Origin of the sequence: Methylibium sp. (assembly GCF_965279545.1) — a bacterium.
In the GTDB taxonomy this organism is placed as follows: Bacteria; Pseudomonadota; Gammaproteobacteria; order Burkholderiales; family Burkholderiaceae_C; genus Methylibium.
On sequence record NZ_OZ257250.1, the window covers coordinates 996,857 to 1,018,995 of the forward strand.

Consider the following 22,139-nt stretch of genomic DNA (forward strand, 5'->3'; position numbering starts at 1 on the left):
ACCGGTACACGCTCCCTCATGAACCTCTCGCGCAGACCCATCGTCCACCTCGGCGCGCTGTGCCTCGCCGCGGCCATCGGCCTCGGTGCGGCGGCCTCGGCCCAGGCTCAGGACAAGAATGCCGAACGCGCCGCGCGGCGCCAGCAACTGCAGCTGCAATCGCTGCAACAGCAATTGCAGGAAGCCCAGGCGGCGAAGGCCAGGATCGAGGCCGACAAGGCCGCCGCCGAAAAGCAGCTCGCAGGCCAGGCCCAGGAGTTGTCCCGTGCGCAAGGCGCGCAGCGCAAGGCCCTCGACAGTGCCAGGGCGGGCGAGGCGTCGCGTGCCGAGCTGGCGGCCACGCTCGCGCAGCTGCAGGCCAGGCTGGCCGAACAGCAGCGCAGCAGCGACGAGGCGCTGGCTGCCAAGGACCGCGCGCTGGCGGAGTTGGCGAAATCGCATGCGACCGAGCATTCGCAGCTGCAGGCACGCAGCGACGAGCGGCAGAAGTCGCTGGCCGAGTGCTCGGCCAAGAACCAGCGGCTGGCGCGCCTGGGCAGCGAGTTGATCGAGCGCTATCGCCGCAAGGGCGTGGTCGAGGCCTTGAAGCAGCAGGACCCGCTGCTCGGCTTGAGCGACGTCGAGATGTTCAACCTCGTTCAGGACTACCGCGACAAGGTGGACACCGAACGTTTCGATGCGAGCCCGAACCAGTGAAGCCGAGCGACATGCCTCTCGAGTTGCCGGTGCCTGCCGCAGGATGCTATTCACGCGGCATGCGCCTGGTCCCGCTGCTGGCGGCGGCGTGGCTCGCCGCCTGCGGCAGCCTCGCACCAGCGGACGCCGGCAACCCGGCCACCGAGGCGGCGCCCCGGGCTGCCTGGCCTTCGACGTCGGCGTGGAGCGAAGCGGCGCCGGCACCACGCCAGACGCCCCCGACCTCGGCGGCCCCCCGGCCGGTTCCTGCCGGAACATCCAGGTCGGGAGCGGCGCCTGCATGGGGAGACCCGCCTCCGGTGCCGGGATCGAAGGCACCGGTGCTCGCAACGACGAAGCCGGCCGTCGCCGAGCCGATGCGCCAGCCGCCGGCCGCACCGGTGTCCGCACCCAAGGTCGCCGCCGCACCTGCACCTGCACCTGCACCTGCACCTGCACCTGCACCTGCACCTGCACCTGCACCTGCACCTGCACCTGCACCTGCACCTGCACCTGCACCTGCACCTGCACGGCCGCCCGGCGCGTCGGCTGTGTCGGTGACGCCGCCGGTCGCCGCACCCGCGTCCGGAGCGGCTTCCGCGCCGGTGCCCGTGCCCATCGTGCCGTCCGCCGCCGACGCGGGCTACGAGATCGGCCCCGAGGACGCGCTGGACATCTCGGTGTGGAAGGACGAAGCCCTGCGCAAGGACGTGCTGGTGCGCCCGGACGGTGGCATCTCGTTCCCGCTGGCCGGCGACATGCACGTGGCCGGCAAGACCGCGGCCCAGGTGCGCGACGAACTGGTGCTGCGGCTGGAGAAATTCATCCCCGAGCCGGTGGTGACCGTCTCCGTCATCAAGGTCGCGAGCTACCGGATCTTCGTGCTCGGACGTGTCAACAAGCCCGGCGACTTCACCGTCGGCCGCACGGTGGACGTGTTGCAGGCGCTCAGCATGGCCGGCGGCATGACGCCGTTCGCCTCGGAAGACGGCATTCGCATCATCCGCAAGGTCGACGGCAAGCCGGTGTCCGTTCCCTTCGAATATTCCCGGGTGCGCAAGGGCACCGACCTGTCCCAGAACATCACCCTGAAGAGCGGGGACGTCCTGCTGGTGCCGTGAGGCGGTCGGTGGCCGGTACCGCCACGGCGACCTGGCGGCGGTTTGCGGCATCGACGCTCGGCTTTTGGTTCGCGGCGGCGTCGGTGCTGGTCGTGCCGGCGGCGCGCAGTGAGGAATGGTCGTTGGAGAACACGGTGCAGACGCGGCTCGAATCGAACGACAACTACCGCCTGAGCGCCACCCCGAAAGGCCGGGTGGACGTGCTGTCGCTCGGCAGCGCGCTCACGGCATCGCGCCGCGCCGAGAGCTCGGCCACGCGCATCGATGCCGGCGTCACCGGCTACGTGGTGAGCGGCGAGTCGGGCCAGAACCGCGTGGACGGCAACCTCGGCCTGAGCCAGTCGATCACGAACCTGGTCGACAGCTACAACGTCGACTTGCGCTACCTGCGCGACTCGACCTTCGACTCCGAGCTGACCACCACCGGCGTCGTGCTGGCCCGCGGGCAGCGCAGCAGCGCGAGCGCCTCCGCAGGCTGGTCGCGCGCACTGACCGAGCGGCTGCGCTTCGATGCCCAGGCCTCGCTGGCCGACGTGAGCTACGAGCGCCAGCAAAGCGGCGGCACCGACTACCGCTACGCGGTGCTCTCGGGCAGCCTGGAGTACCTGGTGTCGGAGCTGGACCGCCTGAGCGTACGTTTCAGCCACTCGGACTACCGGGCTGCTGCGGCCGGCACGCACTCCGAGGCCGACGACTTCCTGGTCGGCTGGTCGCACACGCTGTCCGAGCGCATGAGCGCGTCGGTCGACTACGGCCTGTACTTCAACCGCAGCGCGGACCGACCGCTGGTGTGCCCGGCGCCGTCGGTGCTGTGCGAGTTCGGACTGGTCGAGTACGCGCGTGCCACGCAGGATGTCGTGTCGAGCAGCCGCGGCGGCCAGTACAGCGCCGCCTGGCAGTACCGCAGCGACGAAGTCACCGACGCCGAAGTGCGCCTGTCGCTCCAGCTGCAGCCCAGCGGCGCGAGCGTGTTGCTCGAGACGCAGTCGTTCTCCGCCACGCTGAACCGCCGGCTGTCGCCGACCGTCACCGGCAAGCTCGACGCGGTGGACTCCCGCTCGCGCTACCTCGGCGCGGGCATCGCCAGCCGGCCCAGCTACCGCAGCCTGGGCGTGGCCGTCTCGAAGGCGCTGGATCTCGACCTCAGCGTCGAGGCCGGCTGGCGTGCCGTGCGCTCGCTGGAACGCCTGAGCGGCTCCAGCGCGCACTCGAACCTGATCTATGCGTCGTTGAAGTACGACTGGCCCCGCTTCTCGGCGTCGCGCTGAGAGACCGGCCGATACCGCACCGAGGGAAGCCCCACCATGTCCGCCGTCCCGCAGGATCTGCACCACCCCGGCGAGCTGCTCCACGGCCAGGGCAAGACCTTCGCCGACTACCTGGCGATCCTTCGCCGCCGCAGCCCGCTGATGCTGCCGGTGGCCGGCGCGCTGTTCGTCGTCGGCGTGGTCGTCGCGCTGGCGCTGCCGCCGGTGTACCGCTCGACCGCGACCATCCTGATCCAGGAGCAGGAAATCCCGCAGGAACTCGTGCGCTCGACCGTGACCAGCTTCGCCGACGAGCGCATCCAGGTCATCAGCCAGCAGGTCATGACGCGCGCCGTGCTGCTCGACCTGGTGGGCAAGTACGACCTCTACGGCAAGACGCGGCAGCGCGAGACCAGCGAGGAGATCCTCGACCGCATGCGCCGCGACATCAAGCTCACGCCGATCAGCACCGACGTGACCGACCGGCGCACCGGCTCGCAGGTCAAGTCGACCATCGCCTTCACGCTGTCCTACGACAGCGAACTGGCGGGCAGCGCGCAGAAGATCGCCAACGAGCTGACCACGCTGTTCCTCAACGAGAACGTCAAGAACCGCCAGCAGAAGGCCGCGGAAACGTCGTCGTTCCTGCAGGAAGAGTTGGTGCGGCTGAACAGGCACATCTCCGAGGTGGAGGAGAAGCTCTCGGCCTTCAAGCGCCGCAACCAGGGCCGCCTGCCCGAACTCGCGGTGGTCAACCAGCAAAGCAGCGAGCGCGCCGAGGGGGAGCTGATGCGCATCGAGCGCGACATCATGATGCTGGAGGAACGCAAGATCATGCTCGAGGGCCAGCTGGCCCAGGTCAAGCCGGCCAACCCGATCCTGGCGAGCACCGGCGAGCGCGTGGTGCTGGAGCCGGAGGACCGGCTCAAGTCGCTGCAGGCGCAGCTCGCCGGGATGGTGGGCGTCTACAGCGAGGAGCATCCGGACATCAAGCGCATGCGCCGCGAGATCGCGAGCCTCAAGACGCAGACGGGTGTCGCGAACGACGCCTACGACCGCGAAGCGCGCATGGCGGAACTCGAAGCGCAGCTCGCGGTGCTGCGCCAGAAGTACTCGGACAACCACCCCGATGTGCAAAAGCTCAAGCGGGCGGTGGCCGCCGCGCGGCAGATCGTCGACACCGCCAATCCGTCCGGCGAAGGGCCCCGCAAGCCGGACAACCCGATGTACATCACGTTGAAGACGCAGGTCGAGTCGACGCGATCGGAGATCCAGTCGATGAAGGGCCTGCGCGAGGAGTTGCGCGACAAGCTCGGCCAGCTCGAAGTGCGGATGATGCAGACGCCCGAGGTCGAGCGCGAGTACCTGGAACTCACGCGCGACCAGGAGAGTTCGCGCATGCGCTTTCGCGAGCTGCGCGAGAAGCAGATGCAGGCCGAGGTCGCCGAGCAGCTCGAACGCGGCCGCAAGGCCGAGCGCTTCACGCTCATCGACCCGCCCATCTACCCCGAGAAGCCCTACCGGCCCAACCGGCTGGCCATCGCGCTGCTCGGCCTGGTGGTGGCGCTGGTCGGCGGTGTCGCTGCGGCGGCGCTGAGCGAAGCCATGGACCGCACGGTGCACGGCCCCAAGGAGCTGATGCGCATGCTGCGCGTGCCGGTGCTGGCCGTCATTCCGGCGCTGGCCAGCCCGGGCGCGATGCGGCGTCGCGCGGCGCGGCGCAAGCTCGTGCTGCTCGGCGGCGTCGCTGCGGGCCTGGCGCTGCTGGCGGCGATGCACTTCTTCTTCATGCCGCTCGACGTCGCCTGGTACGGCCTGCTGCGGCGCATGGCGCTGTGACGCGCGCGTGCCGCTTCCCATGAACCCCCTCGACGAAAGCGACCGCATGAGCGACGCGAACCCGGCCGGCGCCGCCAAGGTGCACGAGCTCAAACCCGGCGGCGTGCGCGAAGAGGCCGACGGCCGCCTCCAGCCCCTGCACATCGAATACTCGACCACGCAGGTCGTTGCCGATGCGCTGATCCGTCTGCAGCGGCACCCGGGCGTGGTGCGTCGCGACCGCTCGGAGCTGTCGGAAGCCTTCAAGATGCTGCGCAACCAGGTGCTGCAGCGCCTGCGCGCCGAGGGCCACACCTTGCTGGCGGTCACCAGCCCGCGGGCCATCGAAGGCAAATCGCTGACCGCGGTGAACCTGGCGATGGCGATCGCCGCCGACTACGACTCGGCGGTGCTGCTGGTCGATGCCGATCTCACCGGCAACGGGCTGCAGACCCTGTTCGGCCTGGAAGGCACGCCGGGTCTCAGCGACCACCTGTTGCACGGCGCGCCGATTCCGGAGCTGCTCGTCAACCCCGGCGTGAACCGCCTCGTGCTGCTGCCCGCCGGCCGCTCGGTGCTGCACTCGGCCGAGCTGGTCGCGACCAGGGCCGCGCAGCACCTGATCCAGGACATGAAGCAGCGCTACAAGGACCGCTACATCATCGTCGACCTGCCGCCGCTGCTGGACACCGCCGACGCGCTGGCCTTCCTGCCGTGCGTGGACACCACGCTGCTCGTGCTCGAGGAACACAAGACCGCACTGGACGACATCGAGCACGCAGCCGAGCTGCTCGCGCCGTTCAACCTGGTCGGCAGCGTGTTGAGCAAGGGGCGTGAAAAGGACGAGGAGGCGCAGGGCACGCGCCGAGCGCCGTGGCATCGCCGGTGGTTCAGGCGTTCCGCGCCGGCGGCGGCCTGAGCACGCCTGCCCCGGGCACCGATGATGAAGCTTTCGCCTGCGCTCCCGGCGGCCCGCCTGCGTGCGGGGCGCCGCAGGGGCCGGTGGCGCCTGGCGGGCGTGCTGGGGGCCTGCGGTCTGCTGGCGGCGCCCGCCCCGGCGCAGGAGGCAGCGCGCAGCGCCGGCGCCTTCGACGAGTGCGCCGTCCTCTACATCACCGACCGGCCCGTGGGGCGGGCCTGCGAGGTGGTCGTGCCGCAGGCCGCAGCGAGCCGCGGCGAGCCTGCTCCTGCGATGGCTGCTGCGCCGCCCGCCGTGGCGTCGGTCGCGCAGTTCGTGCGCGAAGCAGCGCGGCTTCACCGCGTCGATGCAGCGCTGATTCATGCGGTGATCGGCGTCGAGTCCGGCTATGCGGCGCGCGCGGTCTCGTCGCGGGGCGCGCGCGGCCTGATGCAGGTGCTGCCCGGCACGGCCCGGCAGTACGGCGCGGCCGATCTGTTCGACCCGCAGCAGAACATCCTGGTCGGCACGCGCCACCTGCGTGCGCTGCTCGACCGCTTCAACGACGACAAGTCGCTGGCCCTGGCCGCCTACAACGCGGGCGAGGGGGCGGTGCTGCGCCATGGGCTGCAGGTGCCGCCGTTCGCCGAAACGCGTGCCTATGTGCCGGCCGTGCTGGCGCGCTATGAATCGCTGCGCAAGGCGCAGCGCGACACCGGGGCGGCGCCATGGTGATGCCGCTGGGCGCCGCGCCGCGGCCCGCCGGAGACCCGGCCGCCACGGACAGCGGGCGAGGGCCGGGCCGGCGCCGGATGCTGCTGTGGTCGGTGCTCGCGAACTTCGCCAGCAAGGGCGTCTCGCTGGTCTCGCTGTTCGTCAGCGTGCCGCTGACCATCGCCTACCTCGGGCCCGAGCGCTTCGGCGTCTGGATGACGATCGCCAGCCTGGCGAGCCTGCTGTCGCTCCTCGACCTGGGCGTGGGCAACAGCCTGGTCAACGAGGCCGCCCGCGCCAGCGCGGCGAACGACCGCCGCGGCTTGCAGGCGCTGGTCGTCACCGGGCTGGCCGTGCTGGGATTGATCGGTCTCGGCGCCGCACTGTCGCTGCTGTGCCTGGCCTGGCTCGTGCCGCCCTCGGCGCTGTTCGCCGGCGCCGGCGCGGCGCTCCACCCCGAGATCCGCGACACGGCCGTCACCTTCGCGGTTCTCTTCGGCCTGAGCATGCCCTTGCAGGGCCTGCAGAAGATCGTCACCGGCATGCAGCAGCCCTACTGGGTGCACGCGGTCAACGGCGTCGCTGCGGTGCTGGCACTCGGCGCGCTGGTGCTGGCCGCCTTGCTGCAGGCATCGATTCCCGTCTTGCTGCTGGCGAGCTACGGCATCCCCGTCGTCGGATCGCTCGCCCTGCTGCTGGTGCTGCGGCCGCATCTCGCCGGCATGGCCCGGCCCGCCTGGGAAGAGGCCAGGCCGCTGGCGCTGCGCCTGGCGAAGCGGGGCGGACTCTTCTTCGTGCTGCAGGCGGCCGTGGCCGTGATGGGCGGCATGGACAACGCCATCCTCTCGCTGACGCTGGGGCCGGCGAGCGTGGCGACCTTCGCCGTGACGCAACGCCTGTTCCAGCTGGTGTACCAGCCGCTGGCGGTGCTCAACGCGCCGTTGTGGCCGGCCTATGCCGACGCGATGGCCCAGGGCGACACCCGCTTCATCCGTCGCACGCTGCGGCGCTCGGTGTTCGGCTCGTGCGCACTCGCCGCCGCCGGCAGCGCGCTGCTGCTCGCCTTCCATGAGCCGCTGATCAGGCACTGGACGCACCAGCAGGTCGACCCCCCCGTGGCGCTGGTGCTCGGCATGGCCGTGTGGGTGGTGATCGATGCGACCAGCAATGCGTTCGCGATGTACCTCAACGGCACTTCGGTCATCCGCGCGCAGATCGTGGTCATGTCGGCGCTGGTGGCCGTGCTCGTGCCGCTGAAGTTCGCGGCCGTGGCGCGGTGGGGCGTCAGCGGCGTGCCGCTGGCTTCGGTGGCGGCCTTCCTCGTGATCGTGGTGCTGCCGTACATGTTCGTGTTCCGGCAGCAGGTGCTGGGCCCGATCGCGCCGCGCGCGGCGCTCGCCTGAGCCGGGGCCTCGATGCGCACGGCTGCCTTGCGAACCTCTGCGCCTCGCGCCCATGCCGGCGAGCCGCGCCCGGCACCGCGCTTCGGGCCGGCACGGCCGGCGGGCATCGAGCTCACCGGGATCGGCCTGTTGGCGCTGGCAGCGGGCTTCTTCGCCGAGTTCTCGGCCGACGTCATCGGCCAGTTGTTTCTCACCGAGGTGCTGCTGATTCCCGTGGCCCTGGTGGCGCTGATGGCCGCCCGCGGCACGCAGGCCTTCGGGCGCCCCATGTTCTGGGCCCTGCTCGGCTCCGCCGTCATCATGCTGTGCGGCTACATGCTGACGGACACCATCCGCGGCACGGCCGAGAACCAGTACCTGCGCGGCTGGGGCCGCATCGCGATGCTCATCAGCGACATGGTCTGCGTGATGGTGCTGGTGGCCAGCGACAGGCGCAACCTGTGGTGGCTCTCGCTCGGCATGGGGGTGGGCGGCCTGTTCTACCTGGTCTTCGTCGAGGCCACGCCGCTCAGCCACTGGAAGATCGGCTATGCCACGCCCGTGACGCTGCTGGTGTTGTGCGCGGGGTACTTGCTGTCCAAGCCGCTGCTGGTCGCGGGGCTGCTCGGCGTCTCGGCGGTGGGCATCGTCTTCGACGCGCGGGCCGAGCCGGTGATCACGCTGGTCGTGGCGGCCTTGCTGTGGGCCAACACGGGCCGGCCGGGGTTCTCCGCCTGGGGCTCGACGCTGCGGCGCGTGGCCTTGCCGCTCTCGCTGGGCGCCCTGGCGGTGGCGGTGGGCTTCGCGCTGACGCAGGACGAGTTCGGCCACCGGCGAGACCACTCCAGCCTCGGGCGCTACCTCAGCTTCACGCTCGGGCTCAAGGCCATCGCCGAATCGCCGCTCATCGGCTACGGCTCGTGGAGCGACAACAAGGAAATCTCGCGGGAGCAGGAAGACATCATGCTGCGCGAGCTGGGCAACGCCGCCGCGGCACCGATCCGTGGCCGTGGCTTCAGCCCGCACTCGCAGATCCTGCAATCCTGGTACGAGGGCGGACTGCTGGGCGCGGTGTTCTTCCTGGCGCTGGGTCATGCGCTGTACCGGCAGCTCGGCTTCGTGCTGTTGCGCCGCGCCGTCGATGGCCTGTCGGGCCTGCTCGTCTACATGAGCCTGACCGGTGCCTGGCATCTGTTCATGAGCCCGTTCCTGGGGGAACACCGGCTGCGCATTGCATTGACGGCGGGAACGCTGCTGATCCTGGCCGGGGAATTCGATCGCCCGCGGCGGGTGCCGCGTGGAGCGGGGCAGGCCGGCACACCCGGTCGGCCGGTGCTGCGTCGTCCGTCGCCATTCATCGGGGGAAAATCTTGAAGCAGTTGTCCTGGGTCGGCATGGCCGTGTGTGCTTTGAGTGTTCTCGGCGCTTGCGGCGGCGGTGGTTCGTCGGGGGCGGCGCCCGAGGTGTACTCCGAACAGGTCCGCGCGACCGCGTTGGCGGCCGCACTGGCGACGCAAGGAGCGAGCGAGGCCAGCGCCGCCGCCAGTGCGGCCGGCAGTGCCGCCGCCGATGCCACGGCGGCCGCCACGCCCGCCGCCGTGTACGACGCGGCGACCCGAACCTCGGCGGCTGCGGCACAGGCCGGCACGGCAACCGCTTCGGTCGCGACGCAGGTCGCGCAGTCCACGGGCTGGGGCCTGCAAGCGCTGGCGCAGACGGGCTCGAGCGTGTCTGCCATCGAGGCGGTGACCGAGGCATTGAACTTCGCCGCCTCGGCCGCCTCGAGGGCCGCCGAGGCGGCGGCAGGCGCGGCACGCCAGGCCGTGGACGCAGCGCGTGGCGCGATCGACCGCCTGGCCCAGCGAGACGGCGCGCGCAGCACGCAGAGCGCCGCGGCCGACAGCGCACTGGCCGCAGCCGATGCGGCGTCGGCCGCGGCGCGCGGCGCGGTGAGCGCGGCGGCGGCAGCGAGCGCCGCCGCGGTATCGAGCCCCGCTGCCGTCGCCGACGCCGCATCGGCAGCAGCCCAGGCGGCACGCGACGCGGCCGCGAACGCCATCGACGCGGCCACCGCGGCGGGTGAATCGCTGCCCCAGAACATCACGTTCTGGGGCGATTCGCTCACCGCGGGTGCCGGCTCGACGGCCTATCCGACCCACACCTTTCCCTACCTCGTCGCGCAGTCGCTGCAGCGCAGCTTTTCGAACTACGGCGTGGGCGGCCAGACCTCGGTGGAGATCGGGCTGCGCGCCGGCGTGCTGCCCTTCCTGCTGACGCTGGCCGGCGACAGCATTCCGGCCAGCGGCAGCGTGGCGGTTCTTCAGCAGTCGGGCAACCCGCTGACGGCGCAGGGCGGCAATCCGGTCCGAGGCTCGCTCTGCGGTGTCGACGGCACCGTCACGCGGGACAGCGGGACGCCCAACGACGTGAACCGCTACACCTTCTCGCGCACCACTGCCGGGCCTGCCGTTTCCTGCCCCGCGCAGAGCGAGCTCACACAGACGTCGACCATCGCCAACGACCAGCGCATCCAGGTGCTGTGGATGGGCCGCAACAACCCGGATCAGCAGACCGTCGACAACATCGCGCGCTTCGTCGCGGCCATGCCGCACAGCCGCTACCTGGTGGTCTCGGTGCCCAACGGTGCCGGTGAAACGACGGGAACCCCTGGCTACAACGCGGTCGTCACGGTCACCAACGCACAGCTTGCAAGCGTGTACGGCACTCGGTATGTCGACGTGCGAACGCCCTTGGTCAACGACTACAACGCCGACAGTCCCCAGGACGTGCTGGACCACAACGGCGACACGGTGCCCGCCTCGCTGCGCGCGCCCAACGATCCCATTCACTTGAACGACGCCGGCTACGGCATCGTGGCGAGAGAAGTTGCCCAGCGGATCCGGGACATGGGCTGGTAGCGGCCATGCCTGCACACGCTGATGCATTGCGTTGCCGTTCGTGCGGCAGCGCGGGTCTGGTGTCCATCGGGCGGTTGCCGCGCGGCCGGTCGTTTGCCGGCACGGCGCTGATCCCACCGCGATCCGGGGGCTGGCTGTACCGTTGCAAGCGCTGCGAACTTCGCATGCGCCATCCGATCCTGGCGCCGCAGGAGTACGGCGCGCTCTATGCCGGCGTTGCAGGGCGCTGGTCCAGCCCCGAACTGCGGCCGGACCAGCGGCGCGTTGCCGATCTGATCCGCGCGCGTTTCCCCGCGGGCGGGCGGGTGCTCGACATCGGCTGCTTCCAGGGCTCGCTGCTGGGGTCGCTCGGCGACGCCTTCGACAAGTTCGGCATCGAACCGTCGGTGGACGCGCGCAGCGAGGCGCAAGGCCATGGCGTGCGCATTCTCGGCGCGTCGTTCGGCGATCTGGAAGCCACGGCCGGGCGCTTCGATGCCATCACCGCGATCGACGTGATCGAGCATGTGCCGGATCCGCTGGCTTTCGTGCGGCAGTTGTCGGAGCACCTGACGCCGCAAGGTGTGTTGATCATCGCGACCGGCGACGCCAGCTCGCGCGCGTGGCGCCTGCTCGGTCCGGGCTATTACTACAGCCACAACTTCGAGCACATCAGCTTCATCTCGCGACCGTGGTGCGAATTCGCGGCGCGCCAAGGCGGGCTGGCCGTGCTGGACTACCAGGATTCACTGCGGCACACGGCTGGCGCTGCGGTGCACTGGCAGGCGCGCTGCGGGCAGTGGTTGAAGCTCGGCGTGCAGGTCGTGCTGTCCATGGCCGAACGCACGCTGTGGTGCCACCTGCCCACCGTGACACGCCGTGCCGGCCCGTGGACGCAGCTGGGCTGCGCAGGCATGTTCGGCGATCACTTGCTGGTCATTTTCGGGTCGGTGGCCGAACGCGCTGAGCCGGGCAGCTAGCGGTCGGGCCGGGGGTCCGAACGAGCGATCCGCTATGCTTGCGCCTTGTTTGTCGGACGGAGGTCCCCATGCCATCAATTGCCTTGCAACTGCTGCTGGAGTCGCCCGTCGGGACGCTCCAATCCCTGCCGCGCGGCGGGACGGTGCTCGAGAACCGCTTCGTCTACGACTCGGTCGCCCGCGAGATGCGCGGCTACGCGAAAGAAGGGCGTCTCGAAATCGTCGGCGAAAAAGCGTCGCCACCGGCCGACGGCGGCCTGACGATCGATTTCACTTTCAAGCGCCTGATCTGAGCGGACGGCCGGCTGCGCCGGCGTGCCCGGCGCGATCGATCAGGATGCCCTGACGCCGGCGCCGCGCAGCCATGCGGTGGATCGGTCGTTCGATGTCGTCAGCCGGCTGCGCAGGAAGGCCAGCAAAGGCGCCTCGACATAACGATAGAACGCGATTGCGCAGCAGGTGGCACCCAAAAAGACGACGCAGTACAGCAGGCCTCGCAGCGCTGGATCGGGCGTACGAGCCTTGCTCAGCAGTTTGCATATCACGCTGATCAACGGCAGGTGAATCAGGTAGATGGAATACGAAGCGGCCCCGACCTCGTCGAAGATCCGCGACGCCGGCCTCCAGCCTTGCCGCTCCATGGCGATTGCACCCAGCAAGCCGACGGCAGAACTCACGCCGTAGCCGAGCTCGCACGGGGTGCCGCCCAAGCCGGTGCCCCCCACATCCAGGACGGCGACGACGACGAAGCCGATCACGCCGCCCGTCGTCAGCAAGGTGCAGGCAACGGGTCTGATCGCCGATCTTGCGAGATGCCAGACGGCGAAGCCCATCAGAAACTCGAGGTTCAGCGGGTCCAGCATGAAAGCGGCAAGGTGATCTTGCGGATGACTCAGGCCATAGCCGCTGATCAGCATGAGGGTCACGGCTCCGAGGTGACGGGAAACGATGAAGAGCAGCACCACCAGGTAAAAGAAGACTTCGTGCTGAAGTGTCCACGCCACGATGAGGAGCGGCGCTCCCGTCCCTCCGACATGGTTCGGGTCTTGAGGCAAGAGCGCCACCGTCTTGACCAGCGTGGCGGCATCCAGGGGCATGGCGCTTCCGAATGCGTGGGTGGCAACGAGCGCAGTCGCGACGCACGCCAGTACCAGCCAATAGATCGGATAGATGCGAAGCACGCGCTTTATTGCGTATGACGGCGCGCGTGCCGGTTGTCCGAAGTCGCTTGCGTGCGCATGCGCAATGACGAAGCCGCTGATGACGAAGAACAAGTCGACGCCGGCATAACCGAACGACGCACAGCCGCGCAGAGGATCGATCCCGAAGTATTTGGGCAGAGCGAACACCGCGCTGCAGTGAAACAGGACCACCAGCAGGATGGCGATGCTTCGAGCCGTCTGGACGGACGCGTACATGGTGGTTGCCGCCGGTCAGTCTTCGCGCCGCCTGACGCGCTGGGCGAGCGTTTCGGTTTCGCGGGCCTCCTCATTGCCCGCACTCTGCACCACCGACACCGCCATGCCTTGACTCACCGCCGCGGGAGCGGTGCTCGAAGCGCGCGCCCTCGCAGGCAGCGGCGCGACCGTCACGCGCGCATCGGCGGGCAAGGATTTGCCGCCTTCGGGATGCACGCTCGATGGCACCCACTGCTCGCGTGGCCGGTTGGTGATGAGCACCCCGGACGCGCTGGCGTCGTAGACGTAGATCTCGGCGTGCGGCGCCGCCGGCATGGCCAGCAGCCCGACGGCCAGGAGGGCCGGCAGCCGTGCGGCTGCCGGCCCTCCTGCACGGCGTGCGTTCAAGCGGACTTGCGGCGGCGCGAGACGACGCCGAAGATGAACGCGCCGGCCGGGAACAGCGCCAGCGGCAAGGGCAGCGGCACGGCGCTGACGCTCAGGTCGTCGTACAGCTTGCCGCTGGGCAGCAGCACCGCGCTGGCATTGGCGATCACACCGGCGTAGCTGACCGTCGTGCCGGCCTGTCCGTACTGCGTGAAGCCGTACTGGCCGAGCACGTCGCCGGCGGCGTCGAGGAACAGCAGGTACTGCGTTCCGAGGTTGCCGAACGTGCTGTCGTCGAGCTTCATCGAGAAGGCCGACAGTGTGACGGGCGCCGAGAACTTGAGCAGCACCGGGCCGGTCAGGCCGTCGAGCTTGTTGGTGGTGCCGCGGCCGTAGGGCGCTGCGTCGACGACGTTCACGCGGTCGTCCGGCGCTTCATAGGCCTCCCAGTGGTCGCTCCCGGGGATCGGGTCGCCGAAGGTGTCCAGGCGCGGCACGTACTGGCCGTAGGCGAAGCTCACCGCGGGGAAGGCCCCGCCGATGGCATGGTTCGCGTTCGTGCCGGACGCCACGGCGTCGAAGTTGAAGCTGTAGGTGATGTCGGCGCGGGCCTGCGGCGCGACGGCTGCCGCGATGCAGAACGCAGCCGCCCAGAGGGCGTGCCGCGAGGCGATGGCAAGTCGAGTCATGTCGTTCACTCCGTCTGTGCTGGTTATTTCGCGCCGCCGACCGCAGCCTGTCCGAGCTTGAAGAACACGTCGGTGTTGTCCATCACTCCGGTGAACAGCGACGAGCCGCGCCCGTAGGCCGACAGCGGGATGTCGGTGGCGGTGTGCACCGCCTGCGTGCCGCTCACCTGGCCCGTGATCAACAGGCCGGTGGCGCTGTTGCGCGTTGTGGCCGGGTTGGTGGTCAGGTTGGGGTAGGCGTTGAGCGGCGGCTGGCCGACATAGGGCTGCTGTGAGTCCTGCGTCGGCTGCGCATTGGCAAGCCAGGTCTCGTAGCGGTCCGCGTTGGCGCCGTATCCGATCAGCATCTTGTTGTCGACGTCGGTCGTGACCGGGTAGCCGTCGGCGGCAATCGAGTAGGCCGGGAACTTGGCCGCTTCGTAGATGCCGACCACGTTGTCGCGCTGCGTCGCGGTGGTGTGCGTGCCAGTGGTCTGGGCCTGCAGGGCGGCGTTGGTCAGCAGCGAGGCGCCGATGATGGCCGCGCCCGAGCACTCGTGGTCGGCCGTGACGATGACCAGCGTGTCCGGGTTCGCGGCGGCGAAGTCCTGCGCCTTCTTGACGGCGCGGTCGAACTCCAGCACCTCGAGGATCCAGCGGTCGGAGTCCATCAGGTGCGCCTGCTTGTCGATGGAGGCGCCTTCGACCATCAGCACGAAGCCGTTCGGGTTCTTGGACAGCACGCCGAGCGCCGCATCGGTCATCTCGTCGAGCATGGGCTGGTCGGGGAAGCCGTAGTCGTTGACCACGGTGCTGGCGGCGCGCCGGCCGTTGATCTTGTCGAACGAGACGTTCATGTTGGACATGCTGAACAGGCCCAGGAGCTTGTTCGCACCGGCGGCGCTGGACTGCAGCGTGGCGTTGTCTGGCGCGTACGTGAAGCCGGCCCCCTGGAAGTCTGCGATGAGGTCGCGGTTGTTGTCGATCGCCCCCGGGGCGGCGCCCCAGCCGGCCACGATGTCGCTCGGGAGCACGTAGTCGGAGGCGGTCGCGCGAGCCGAGCCGTTGCCTGTCACGACCGGGGTCGCGAACGGTGGGGTGGCTGCGTTCTTCGGGATGAACCACTTGCGCCCGCCGCCGAGCAGCACCGACAGGCCGGTCAGGCCCCGGTCGTCGAGATACTGGTCGACGATGCCGGTGCCGTTGCCGCGGGCGGACGTGTGGACCGCGTTGGCGGCCGGCGTGGCGTCGAACACGTCGGCCGTGGTCACGATGCCCAGCGACGTGCCCTTGCCGCGGTGCAGGAACTCCGACAGGTACTCGACGCGCGGGTTGTCGAAGGTCGCCGTGGTGTCGTCGGGGAACACGCCTTCCTGGTTGTTGTTGGCCTTGTTGCCGTTGACGTAGTTGGCCATGCCCGGGGCGGAGTCCGTGACGATGGAATCGAGCGACGAGGTCATCACCATGCCGGTGAACGGGAAGGTGTCCATCGCGAGACGGCCTTGCGCCTTGCCCTGCAGGTAGCCCTTGGCCATGATGCGGCCGGCGGTGCGGTGAGCCGCGCCCATGCCGTCGCCCAGCATGACGATGACGTTCTTGGCCGTGCGGCCCTGGGCGGTGATGCCCACCACCTCGAAGTTGCCTGCCTTGGTGCTGGTCGAGCCGTCGCTCTCGCTGGCGATCGCCGTCAGTGTGTGAAGACCGGGTGTGAGGTTCGAATAGCCGCGCACCGAAACAACCGCGCTGTTGGCGGCCAGGCCGGCGACGAGGCCGGTGGTGACGATGCTGGTATTGGCCGCATTGGAGCCGGTCGCGCTGACGGTGGCCACCGATGCACCGTCGATCTTGAACTCGACCTGGGTGATGGTGTTGCCGGCCCCGCCCGGCTGGGCGGTCACCTGCAGATCGAACCTCTGCCCGGGCAGGAAGCGCGCCAGCGTGGCGGCGCCGGCGACGACCGGATTGCTCGGCGGCGTCAGGCGCGAGATGGCCGGGGCGGCCGCGGCACCGAGTGAAGCGGCGAGCAAGGCGGCCGCGAAGGCGACCGGGGCGCAGCGAAGCGCGAAGCGTTTGGAATGCATGGGCTCTCTCCAGGGGAAGGTTGGGTTGTTGTTGGCGGTCGGACTCGGTGCCCTGCGGTCTAGGGCGTCTGCTTGCGATCGGCCTTGCGCGCCGGTGCGTGCGGCGCGGCTGCTGCGGGGCTGTTCATCGCCACGAGGGCTTTTGTCGGTACCGCATCGAGCAGCAGGCGGTAGGACGAGACGTGACCGTCGAGTTCGTCCTGCGCACCCACGTTCAATACGCCGGTCAGCTGGATCAGGCCGGGCACGTACGGCACCGCGGCGCTCGTGCCCTGGCCTTGCAGATGCACGAAGACGGCCGTTGCCGGCAGGTCGTCCGACAGGCTTTCGTCTTCATCGCCCAAGGCCAGCGGCGTGTGGGCCAGGATGAACATGCCGGGGGTGGCAACCTCCTGCTTCACCATGTAACCCACCATCCGAACCCGCTTGCCGTCCAGGCTGAGCAGCCGCTCCGTCGGCTCGAGGCCCTTGGGGCCGACCGGCATCTTGACCATGTCACCGAACTTGAGTTCGCTGACGCCGGCTGGGGGAGAACTCAATCGTCCGCGGACGGCGATCGATGCGGGAATGGTCGACGGCAGGGCGTTTGCGGCGCTGCGCGCTGGTGACTCATGACAGAGCCCTGTTGCCGGCAGCAACAGAATGCAGTGGATCGCAGCGGCTACAAGGCGAAGGAGGGTAGACATGTTGACGTGTCGTGGTGGATTTCGTCTGTCGATGAATCAGTTGACGTAACGGCTGGAAGCCTAGTCGGCTCCAGTGAAGCGCCAGCGGCAGGCTTGCCGGTGAACTTGCGCCATTCGGACTAGCACGCAGGAGAGAAAACGCGCTTCTTGGCGCGACTGCACGGACCGGACGCGGCCGCTGACGGCAACTCGGGCCTTGTACGTCTTGCAGGAGATGGGGGCTGGGCAGTGCTGAAGCTTGTGCGCTGATGCGGCGCAGTCAGTGCCCGATCGTTTTGATGGCCGAGCAACGTAGCCGGACTCTCGTCACCTCACGTTGACGGCCAGGAGCGGCTGTTCAGTCTCGCAGCTCCACCGACGGCTCAAGACTGGGTGCTGTGCCCGGGACTGATCGGCGAGTGTCAGCTGCTAGCCATCAACGGCCTGCTGCCTCACCTTGGGCGGCCACTACGCACTGCAGCTTGAGCAGCGCCGCTGCATCTGCACGGGCGGGCACTTGACCGAACCGTACGAACAGAACACGCAGCAGTCGCCTGCCATCGGGCGCAGCACCGCCTTGCAGGCCTCGCACTCATGGAAGAATTGACAAGCGTCGGTTGGCATGACTTCGCGCTTGGCATGACCGCACTGCGGGCACGTCAGTACCGACTCCAGCGTGGGAGCATCGGTCGTCACTTGTGAACCGCCGAGGGGTAGCCGGCGTCGGTCGTGGCCTTGACCAGTGCCGTAATGCTGGTCTTGTCGGCATCGAAGGTCACGGTCGCCGTCTTCCGCTCGAAGTCGACCCGCGCCTGACTGACGCCGGTCACCTTCTCCAGGGACTTCCTGACCGTGACCGGGCACAGGTTGCAGGTCATGTTCTGCACATCAAGCACAGTGGTCTGCGGCGTTGCGGCGAGTGTGGCGAGCGGTATCAGTGCGGCCAGCAAAGCGGCAAGCGAGTTGCGCATGAGAGGTCTCTTCAGAGGAAGAACGGCGCCAACCAGGGCACCGACAACAACGCGAGGAGCGCCAGGGCGACGATCCAGAGGACCTGCCGCTGGCGCTCGAGGACGATGGGTTCTGCGCACATGGCACCGGGTTCGCAGACCGGCGGCTGCAGGTACAGCCGCCGGAACGCCAGACCCAGGAACAAAAGCGTCGCCGCGATGAACCAGGGCCGCAGCGGCTCCAGGGCGGTGAGGTTGGCGATCCAGGCACCGCCGATACCCAGCGTCAGCAGCACGAGCGGGCCGACGCAGCACGCCGACGCGCCGATGGCAGCCAGCACCCCGGCGACCAGCGAGCCCTTGACCTTGAACGTTGACATGCGCGTCGGTGAACCGATTCGATGTGGGACAGTCTAGAGTCCGTACCATGGTACGGAGTCAAGGGGTTCAGAGCATGACCGAGCTGACGATAGGGCGTCTGGCTGACGAGGCCGGCGTGAACGTCGAGACGATCCGCTACTACCAGCGCCGGGCATTGATGCCCGAGCCGGAGAAACCGATCAACGGGCATCGCCGCTATCCAGCGGCTGCCGTCAAGCGAGTGCGCTTCATCAAGCGGGCGCAAGTGCTGGGCTTCACCCTGGACGAAGTCGGCAGCCTGCTCGAACTCGACGAGGCCCGTGCATGCGCGCAAACGCGTGACTTGGCCGCGCGCAAGCTGCAAGTCATCGAGGGCAAGCTCGCCGATCTGAGGGCAGTGCGCAGGGCGCTGACGGCACTGCTGCGCCAGTGCGATACGGGCGCGACGAAGGGTAATTGCCCGATCATCCACGCACTGGCTGCCGATTGATGCAGCGTCAAGGTGTGATCACCGTGCGCTCACGACGATGGGTGGCAAGCGCAGCCTCGAAGGTACCGACTCAGGTGTGGCGCTACAAGCTCCAGAACATCTCTCTCGGCATGACGGCGGCTGTATAGGCGAGGTCCCCCAGGCTGATTGCCGAGCCACCCTTTGACGTGACGGCAGGTGACGCTTGAGCGGCCTCCCTCGCGCAGCACGCGAAGCCAGGGTTACTTCACACGTGCAACTCGCGCAACGCTGTCGCGTCAGGCCGCCACAAAGAAGCCTTGAACCAATCGGTCATTGAGCTGCACATGCGTGTGGCTGCACAGCGCTCCGAGAGTCACCGCTCCGTCCATTCGATGTGTGTCGTAGTGGCAAACGATCGTCACCTCCGGGTGACGGGCGAGCAACTTGTTGAGAAGGGCCTCATATTCGATCATCCGCTCGGTGCCCGGCGTTCCCTTCAGGTACCAGCTCATCTCGCCGGAGATCAGCACCTTCTCGTGGCCGGACGCGCGGAATGCCAGGATGGCCGCTTCCATGAAGTCAACCATGCGGTCAGGGACGAAAGTGCCGGCGCGCAAGTACCCGTCGGACGGTTCGAGCAATCGAAGCAGGCCCGCATTGCACAACTCTTCGGGGTCGTACCCTTCCGAGCGAATCCGGGACATGACAGCGTCGCGCCCGTTCTCCTCATGGATGTAGAGGATCGGTGCCCGTTGGCGCAACTGCTCCAGGACAAACGGCCGAAAGAGCCGCCACAGTTCGTCCGCATCGCGGTAGTGCAGACATACGTGCCGCGGCACTCCTCGTGAGGCAGCTTCGGCGAGCACCGTCACCGGGTCAGTCGATCCTGCTGGCGTATCAGGGGGCACGACGCTCACGTCGTCGCTGCTCACACAGGCGTCGAGATCCTTCTGGAGGAATCGCCGCTCACCCTTCACACCGATGCGTGAACAGCGGAGTGTGCCCACCTTGGTCCATCGGCGAAGCGTCGTCTTGCTGATGTTCAGGTATTGGGCCGCCTCCTCGATTGTGAGCAATCGATCCTTCTCCAAAATGAATCCTCCGAGTCCGAGAAGCCTGCTACGTCAGGGCGATCGCCCTTCGTTGACGTAGCCATACTACCACAATCTGCGCCACCTTCATCGAGTCAGCCTGGGGGCTCCGACTCGACGCTTGCCCAAGATGCTGCAGTCGCGGGGCATCGAGCCCGCCACTGCCAGTGAAGCCCGACGATCACGCACGTCGGGTGACCAATGCTCGGGCTGAAGAGGAGGTGAGCTTCGGGTTTTCGATGATCAAGTATGTATATGTATGGACTATTATTGCATGGAGGGTTGGATGCGCAAGGCGTGTCGCAACCTGGGCAAGATGACCCGTCGCGCGAGCAGGCGAGAGGGTTTGTCCTGGGGTTGAGTGCAAGGAGGCAAGTCATGAGCGCCCAGTCGATCGTTGGTCTGACCCGGAGTCGCTACCAACTGAGCTTTCTCTCGCTCTTTCGCGGCAGTGGGTTCGCCTTTCCGTGTGATGAAGCAGGGCGAGTCGATCTGGACGCAATGAGCGACAAGCAACGGGACGCCTACCTGTACGCGAGGGCGCTCATTGGGTGGGAGCTGGCATATCCCGTGGTGCGGCCGGCACATGAGTGTTTACGATAGTAGCGTATGGATAGGTAAGACATATCATGCACATGCACTTCACTGGAAGTGTGGTGCATATCGGCAGAATGCTACATAGTTTCTTTTTCACATTCCAATCCAAACGCGCCAATGTGGCGGCGACGCACTCAGGAGTTCACCAAATGCAGATCGGAAGCCAGAACGTACTGATCCCCACCAGCATGGTGGGCAACTACCCCAACCCGCGCTGGTGGGACTCGCAGTTCGCGCGCCACTTCACCGGTGACATGCAACCGCCGGACTCGATGTGGCAAGAGGCGCTCGAGGATGTGATCGGGGCGATGGCTCGAGACCAGGAGCAGGCTGGGCTGGACATCATTTCGGATGGTCGCGTCCAGGGCGACAACTACGCTGACGTGGCGGTCTACCACTACCTCCATCGCCTGGGCTACGACCTCAAAGGTGGCCACCTCGGGTTCCCGATCTACAGCCGCCTGCACTCGGGTACGGTGACCAAGGAGATCAAGAGGTACGGCGCGCTGATGGTCGAGCAGGCCAAGGCGCTGCGCAAGGCGACCAAGAAGCCGATCAAGATCCAGTACACGGGCGTGCAGGTGCTGGCGCAGTGCACCAACGATCTGTTCTACAAGTCCAGTCGCGAGCGTGCGATGGCCATCGCTGCTGCGATCAACGAGGACCTGAAGGAAGTCGAGGCCATCGGCGCCGACTTCATCCAGCTTGACGAATTCACCTGGCCGTACTTCTTCGAGGACTATGCGATCGAGGCGTTCAACCGTGCAGTCGAGGGAATCAACAAGGCGAAGATCATCGTGCACGTGTGTTGGGGCAATTGGGGCGGCACGCCCGCGTACGTGCCCGACGCAACCGCCGAGTCCGGTGAAGTGTTCGACCTCACGAAGCGCGTCGGTCAAGCGCCGTCGGCCACCGCGTCCATCATTCCGAAGGCCTACCAGGCGAACATCAGCGTCCTGAACCTCGAGAGCTGCGGGCGCCGTGCGGACGACCTGTCGGGTCTGGACATCATGAAGCAGTATCCGCTGCCGCCCAACGTGGACTTCTGGGCCGGCGTGATCGACGTGAAGAGCACGATCACCGAGACGGCCGAAGAGGTGGCGTCGCGGATCCGTCGGCTGCTGGAGTTCGTGCCCGCCGACCGCCTCGGTGTGACGACCGACTGCGGCCTGATCCTTCTGCAGCGCTACATCGCCATCGACAAGATTCACGCCCTGGTCGAAGGAACCAAGATCGTGCGTGCCGAGCTGGCTGAGCAGCAGAAGAAAGCCGCCTGACGGTCCGCGGAAGGCGTCCGACGCCTTCCGTCCTCATTCGTGAACGTACCCCGACCAGAGGAGGGCCGGATGCCTGTCTACGCCTTGGCTTGCCCGAATTGCGGACACGAGTACTGCAGCATGGTGCTCGAAGGGACGCGGCCCCCTGCGGTCTGGGAGTGTTCCGAGTGTGGGAGCGACCAGGTTGTGCTCAAGCCAGGCGCTCCGGTCTTGGCGCATCCGTGGGAGCAACGGGCGTACCGCAGCGCCTGTCTGTGCTGCGCACCGAACGCGAAGTCAGGCTTGAGCATGTCATGAGCAGCAGCGCAAAGCACGGGAGGTTCCGTCGACGGCAAGCGCCGATCTACGGCGTGTGGCACGGGACGCTCCCGCTGTCGGTCAGGCAGCGCATCACTTCAATTTCATCGGCTCCGCTTGTTCGCGGTATTGGCCGCGTCGCATGAGCGAACCTCAATTTTTGAATTTTGTACCGAAGGAGAGACA

20 protein-coding genes and 1 pseudogene are annotated in these 22,139 nt (G+C 67.9%); 13 read left to right on the forward strand and 8 right to left on the reverse strand.

Features of this window, described 5'->3' with window-relative positions; translation table 11 throughout:
* The first annotated feature begins 18 nt into the window (after nucleotides 1-18).
* From ACQY9S_RS04635 to ACQY9S_RS04685, 11 genes are all read left to right on the forward strand, one after another.
* Nucleotides 19-696, forward strand: coding sequence for a hypothetical protein (locus ACQY9S_RS04635; RefSeq protein ID WP_428423393.1), 678 nt, complete (start codon nucleotides 19-21; stop codon nucleotides 694-696).
* 590 nt (nucleotides 697-1,286) lie between these two features.
* Nucleotides 1,287-1,796: a polysaccharide biosynthesis/export family protein gene (locus ACQY9S_RS04640; protein ID WP_428423394.1), complete on the forward strand. Its 510-nt coding sequence runs from the start codon at nucleotides 1,287-1,289 to the stop codon at nucleotides 1,794-1,796.
* Between the two features lie 8 nt (nucleotides 1,797-1,804).
* Entirely contained in the window at nucleotides 1,805-3,064 is a 1,260-nt protein-coding gene (locus tag ACQY9S_RS04645) for a hypothetical protein (RefSeq protein WP_428423395.1), read from the forward strand.
* 36 nt (nucleotides 3,065-3,100) lie between these two features.
* Nucleotides 3,101-4,882, forward strand: coding sequence for a hypothetical protein (locus tag ACQY9S_RS04650; RefSeq protein ID WP_428423396.1), 1,782 nt, complete (start codon nucleotides 3,101-3,103; stop codon nucleotides 4,880-4,882).
* A 19-nt stretch (nucleotides 4,883-4,901) separates the two neighbouring features.
* A complete protein-coding gene (locus tag ACQY9S_RS04655; protein ID WP_428423397.1) occupies nucleotides 4,902-5,780 on the forward strand; it encodes a P-loop NTPase in 879 nt (292 codons plus the stop codon).
* 24 nt (nucleotides 5,781-5,804) lie between these two features.
* Complete coding sequence (locus ACQY9S_RS04660; RefSeq protein WP_428423398.1) at nucleotides 5,805-6,494, forward strand: lytic transglycosylase domain-containing protein; 690 nt, start codon at nucleotides 5,805-5,807, stop codon at nucleotides 6,492-6,494.
* Nucleotides 6,488-7,876, forward strand: coding sequence for a lipopolysaccharide biosynthesis protein (locus ACQY9S_RS04665; protein WP_428423399.1), 1,389 nt, complete (start codon nucleotides 6,488-6,490; stop codon nucleotides 7,874-7,876). Before ACQY9S_RS04660 ends, ACQY9S_RS04665 begins: the two co-directional genes overlap by 7 nt.
* Nucleotides 7,877-7,903: 27 nt before the next feature.
* Complete coding sequence (locus ACQY9S_RS04670) at nucleotides 7,904-9,229, forward strand: O-antigen ligase family protein (protein ID WP_428423400.1); 1,326 nt, start codon at nucleotides 7,904-7,906, stop codon at nucleotides 9,227-9,229.
* The gene (locus ACQY9S_RS04675) at nucleotides 9,226-10,773 is read left to right on the forward strand and encodes an SGNH/GDSL hydrolase family protein (protein ID WP_428423401.1); all 1,548 of its coding nucleotides are present in this window, start codon (nucleotides 9,226-9,228) and stop codon (nucleotides 10,771-10,773) included. Before ACQY9S_RS04670 ends, ACQY9S_RS04675 begins: the two co-directional genes overlap by 4 nt.
* Nucleotides 10,774-10,937: 164 nt before the next feature.
* Nucleotides 10,938-11,732, forward strand: a complete 795-nt coding sequence (locus ACQY9S_RS04680; protein ID WP_428423402.1) for a class I SAM-dependent methyltransferase — start codon at nucleotides 10,938-10,940, stop codon at nucleotides 11,730-11,732.
* A gap of 83 nt (nucleotides 11,733-11,815) precedes the next feature.
* Nucleotides 11,816-12,025 carry a hypothetical protein gene (locus ACQY9S_RS04685; protein WP_428423403.1) on the forward strand — a complete coding sequence of 70 codons (210 nt, stop codon included), beginning with the start codon at nucleotides 11,816-11,818 and terminating at the stop codon, nucleotides 12,023-12,025.
* Between the two features lie 39 nt (nucleotides 12,026-12,064).
* Here the strand turns inward: ACQY9S_RS04685 and ACQY9S_RS04690 are convergent, their stop codons facing one another.
* From ACQY9S_RS04690 to merP, 7 genes and pseudogenes are all read right to left on the reverse strand, one after another.
* Complete coding sequence (locus tag ACQY9S_RS04690; protein ID WP_428423404.1) at nucleotides 12,065-13,150, reverse strand: acyltransferase family protein; 1,086 nt, start codon at nucleotides 13,148-13,150, stop codon at nucleotides 12,065-12,067.
* Nucleotides 13,151-13,165: 15 nt separating this feature from the next.
* Complete coding sequence (locus ACQY9S_RS04695; RefSeq protein ID WP_428423405.1) at nucleotides 13,166-13,537, reverse strand: hypothetical protein; 372 nt, start codon at nucleotides 13,535-13,537, stop codon at nucleotides 13,166-13,168.
* Complete coding sequence (locus ACQY9S_RS04700; protein ID WP_428423406.1) at nucleotides 13,534-14,205, reverse strand: hypothetical protein; 672 nt, start codon at nucleotides 14,203-14,205, stop codon at nucleotides 13,534-13,536. The genes ACQY9S_RS04695 and ACQY9S_RS04700 overlap by 4 nt, the downstream gene beginning before the upstream one ends.
* Before the next feature lie 23 nt (nucleotides 14,206-14,228).
* Nucleotides 14,229-16,265, reverse strand: a complete 2,037-nt coding sequence (locus tag ACQY9S_RS04705) for an alkaline phosphatase (RefSeq protein ID WP_428423407.1) — start codon at nucleotides 16,263-16,265, stop codon at nucleotides 14,229-14,231.
* Between the two features lie 59 nt (nucleotides 16,266-16,324).
* Nucleotides 16,325-16,804: a hypothetical protein gene (locus ACQY9S_RS04710; protein WP_428423408.1), complete on the reverse strand. Its 480-nt coding sequence runs from the start codon at nucleotides 16,802-16,804 to the stop codon at nucleotides 16,325-16,327.
* A 594-nt stretch (nucleotides 16,805-17,398) separates the two neighbouring features.
* Nucleotides 17,399-17,554, reverse strand: a complete 156-nt coding sequence (locus tag ACQY9S_RS04715; protein ID WP_428423410.1) for a GDCCVxC domain-containing (seleno)protein — start codon at nucleotides 17,552-17,554, stop codon at nucleotides 17,399-17,401.
* Nucleotides 17,555-17,622: 68 nt separating this feature from the next.
* Nucleotides 17,623-18,260 (reverse strand): annotated as a pseudogene (gene merP, locus ACQY9S_RS04720) (mercury resistance system periplasmic binding protein MerP).
* A 74-nt stretch (nucleotides 18,261-18,334) separates the two neighbouring features.
* Here merP and merR point away from each other — a divergent pair.
* Complete coding sequence (merR, locus tag ACQY9S_RS04725; protein WP_428423412.1) at nucleotides 18,335-18,730, forward strand: Hg(II)-responsive transcriptional regulator; 396 nt, start codon at nucleotides 18,335-18,337, stop codon at nucleotides 18,728-18,730.
* Nucleotides 18,731-18,987: 257 nt separating this feature from the next.
* On the opposite strand, the gene ACQY9S_RS04730 is transcribed toward merR, so the two are convergent.
* Entirely contained in the window at nucleotides 18,988-19,782 is a 795-nt protein-coding gene (locus ACQY9S_RS04730) for an MEDS domain-containing protein (RefSeq protein ID WP_428423414.1), read from the reverse strand.
* Between the two features lie 746 nt (nucleotides 19,783-20,528).
* Here ACQY9S_RS04730 and ACQY9S_RS04735 point away from each other — a divergent pair.
* Entirely contained in the window at nucleotides 20,529-21,656 is a 1,128-nt protein-coding gene (locus ACQY9S_RS04735) for a cobalamin-independent methionine synthase II family protein (protein WP_428423416.1), read from the forward strand.
* Nucleotides 21,657-22,139: the final 483 nt, after the last annotated feature.

Excerpts from the sequence above, each read along its gene's own strand:
- ACQY9S_RS04635 (WP_428423393.1), top strand. The coding sequence starts at position 19 with ATGAACCTCTCGCGCAGACCCATCGTCCACCTCGGCGCGCTGTGCCTC.
- ACQY9S_RS04650 (WP_428423396.1), top strand. The coding sequence starts at position 3,101 with ATGTCCGCCGTCCCGCAGGATCTGCACCACCCCGGCGAGCTGCTCCAC.
- ACQY9S_RS04655 (WP_428423397.1), top strand. The coding sequence starts at position 4,902 with ATGAACCCCCTCGACGAAAGCGACCGCATGAGCGACGCGAACCCGGCC.
- ACQY9S_RS04660 (WP_428423398.1), top strand. The coding sequence starts at position 5,805 with ATGAAGCTTTCGCCTGCGCTCCCGGCGGCCCGCCTGCGTGCGGGGCGC.
- ACQY9S_RS04665 (WP_428423399.1), top strand. The coding sequence starts at position 6,488 with ATGGTGATGCCGCTGGGCGCCGCGCCGCGGCCCGCCGGAGACCCGGCC.
- ACQY9S_RS04680 (WP_428423402.1), top strand. The coding sequence starts at position 10,938 with ATGCGCCATCCGATCCTGGCGCCGCAGGAGTACGGCGCGCTCTATGCC.
- ACQY9S_RS04690 (WP_428423404.1), bottom strand. The coding sequence starts at position 13,150 with ATGTACGCGTCCGTCCAGACGGCTCGAAGCATCGCCATCCTGCTGGTG.
- ACQY9S_RS04700 (WP_428423406.1), bottom strand. The coding sequence starts at position 14,205 with ATGACTCGACTTGCCATCGCCTCGCGGCACGCCCTCTGGGCGGCTGCG.
- ACQY9S_RS04705 (WP_428423407.1), bottom strand. The coding sequence starts at position 16,265 with ATGCATTCCAAACGCTTCGCGCTTCGCTGCGCCCCGGTCGCCTTCGCG.
- ACQY9S_RS04715 (WP_428423410.1), bottom strand. The coding sequence starts at position 17,554 with ATGCCAACCGACGCTTGTCAATTCTTCCATGAGTGCGAGGCCTGCAAG.
- merR (WP_428423412.1), top strand. The coding sequence starts at position 18,335 with ATGACCGAGCTGACGATAGGGCGTCTGGCTGACGAGGCCGGCGTGAAC.
- ACQY9S_RS04735 (WP_428423416.1), top strand. The coding sequence starts at position 20,529 with ATGCAGATCGGAAGCCAGAACGTACTGATCCCCACCAGCATGGTGGGC.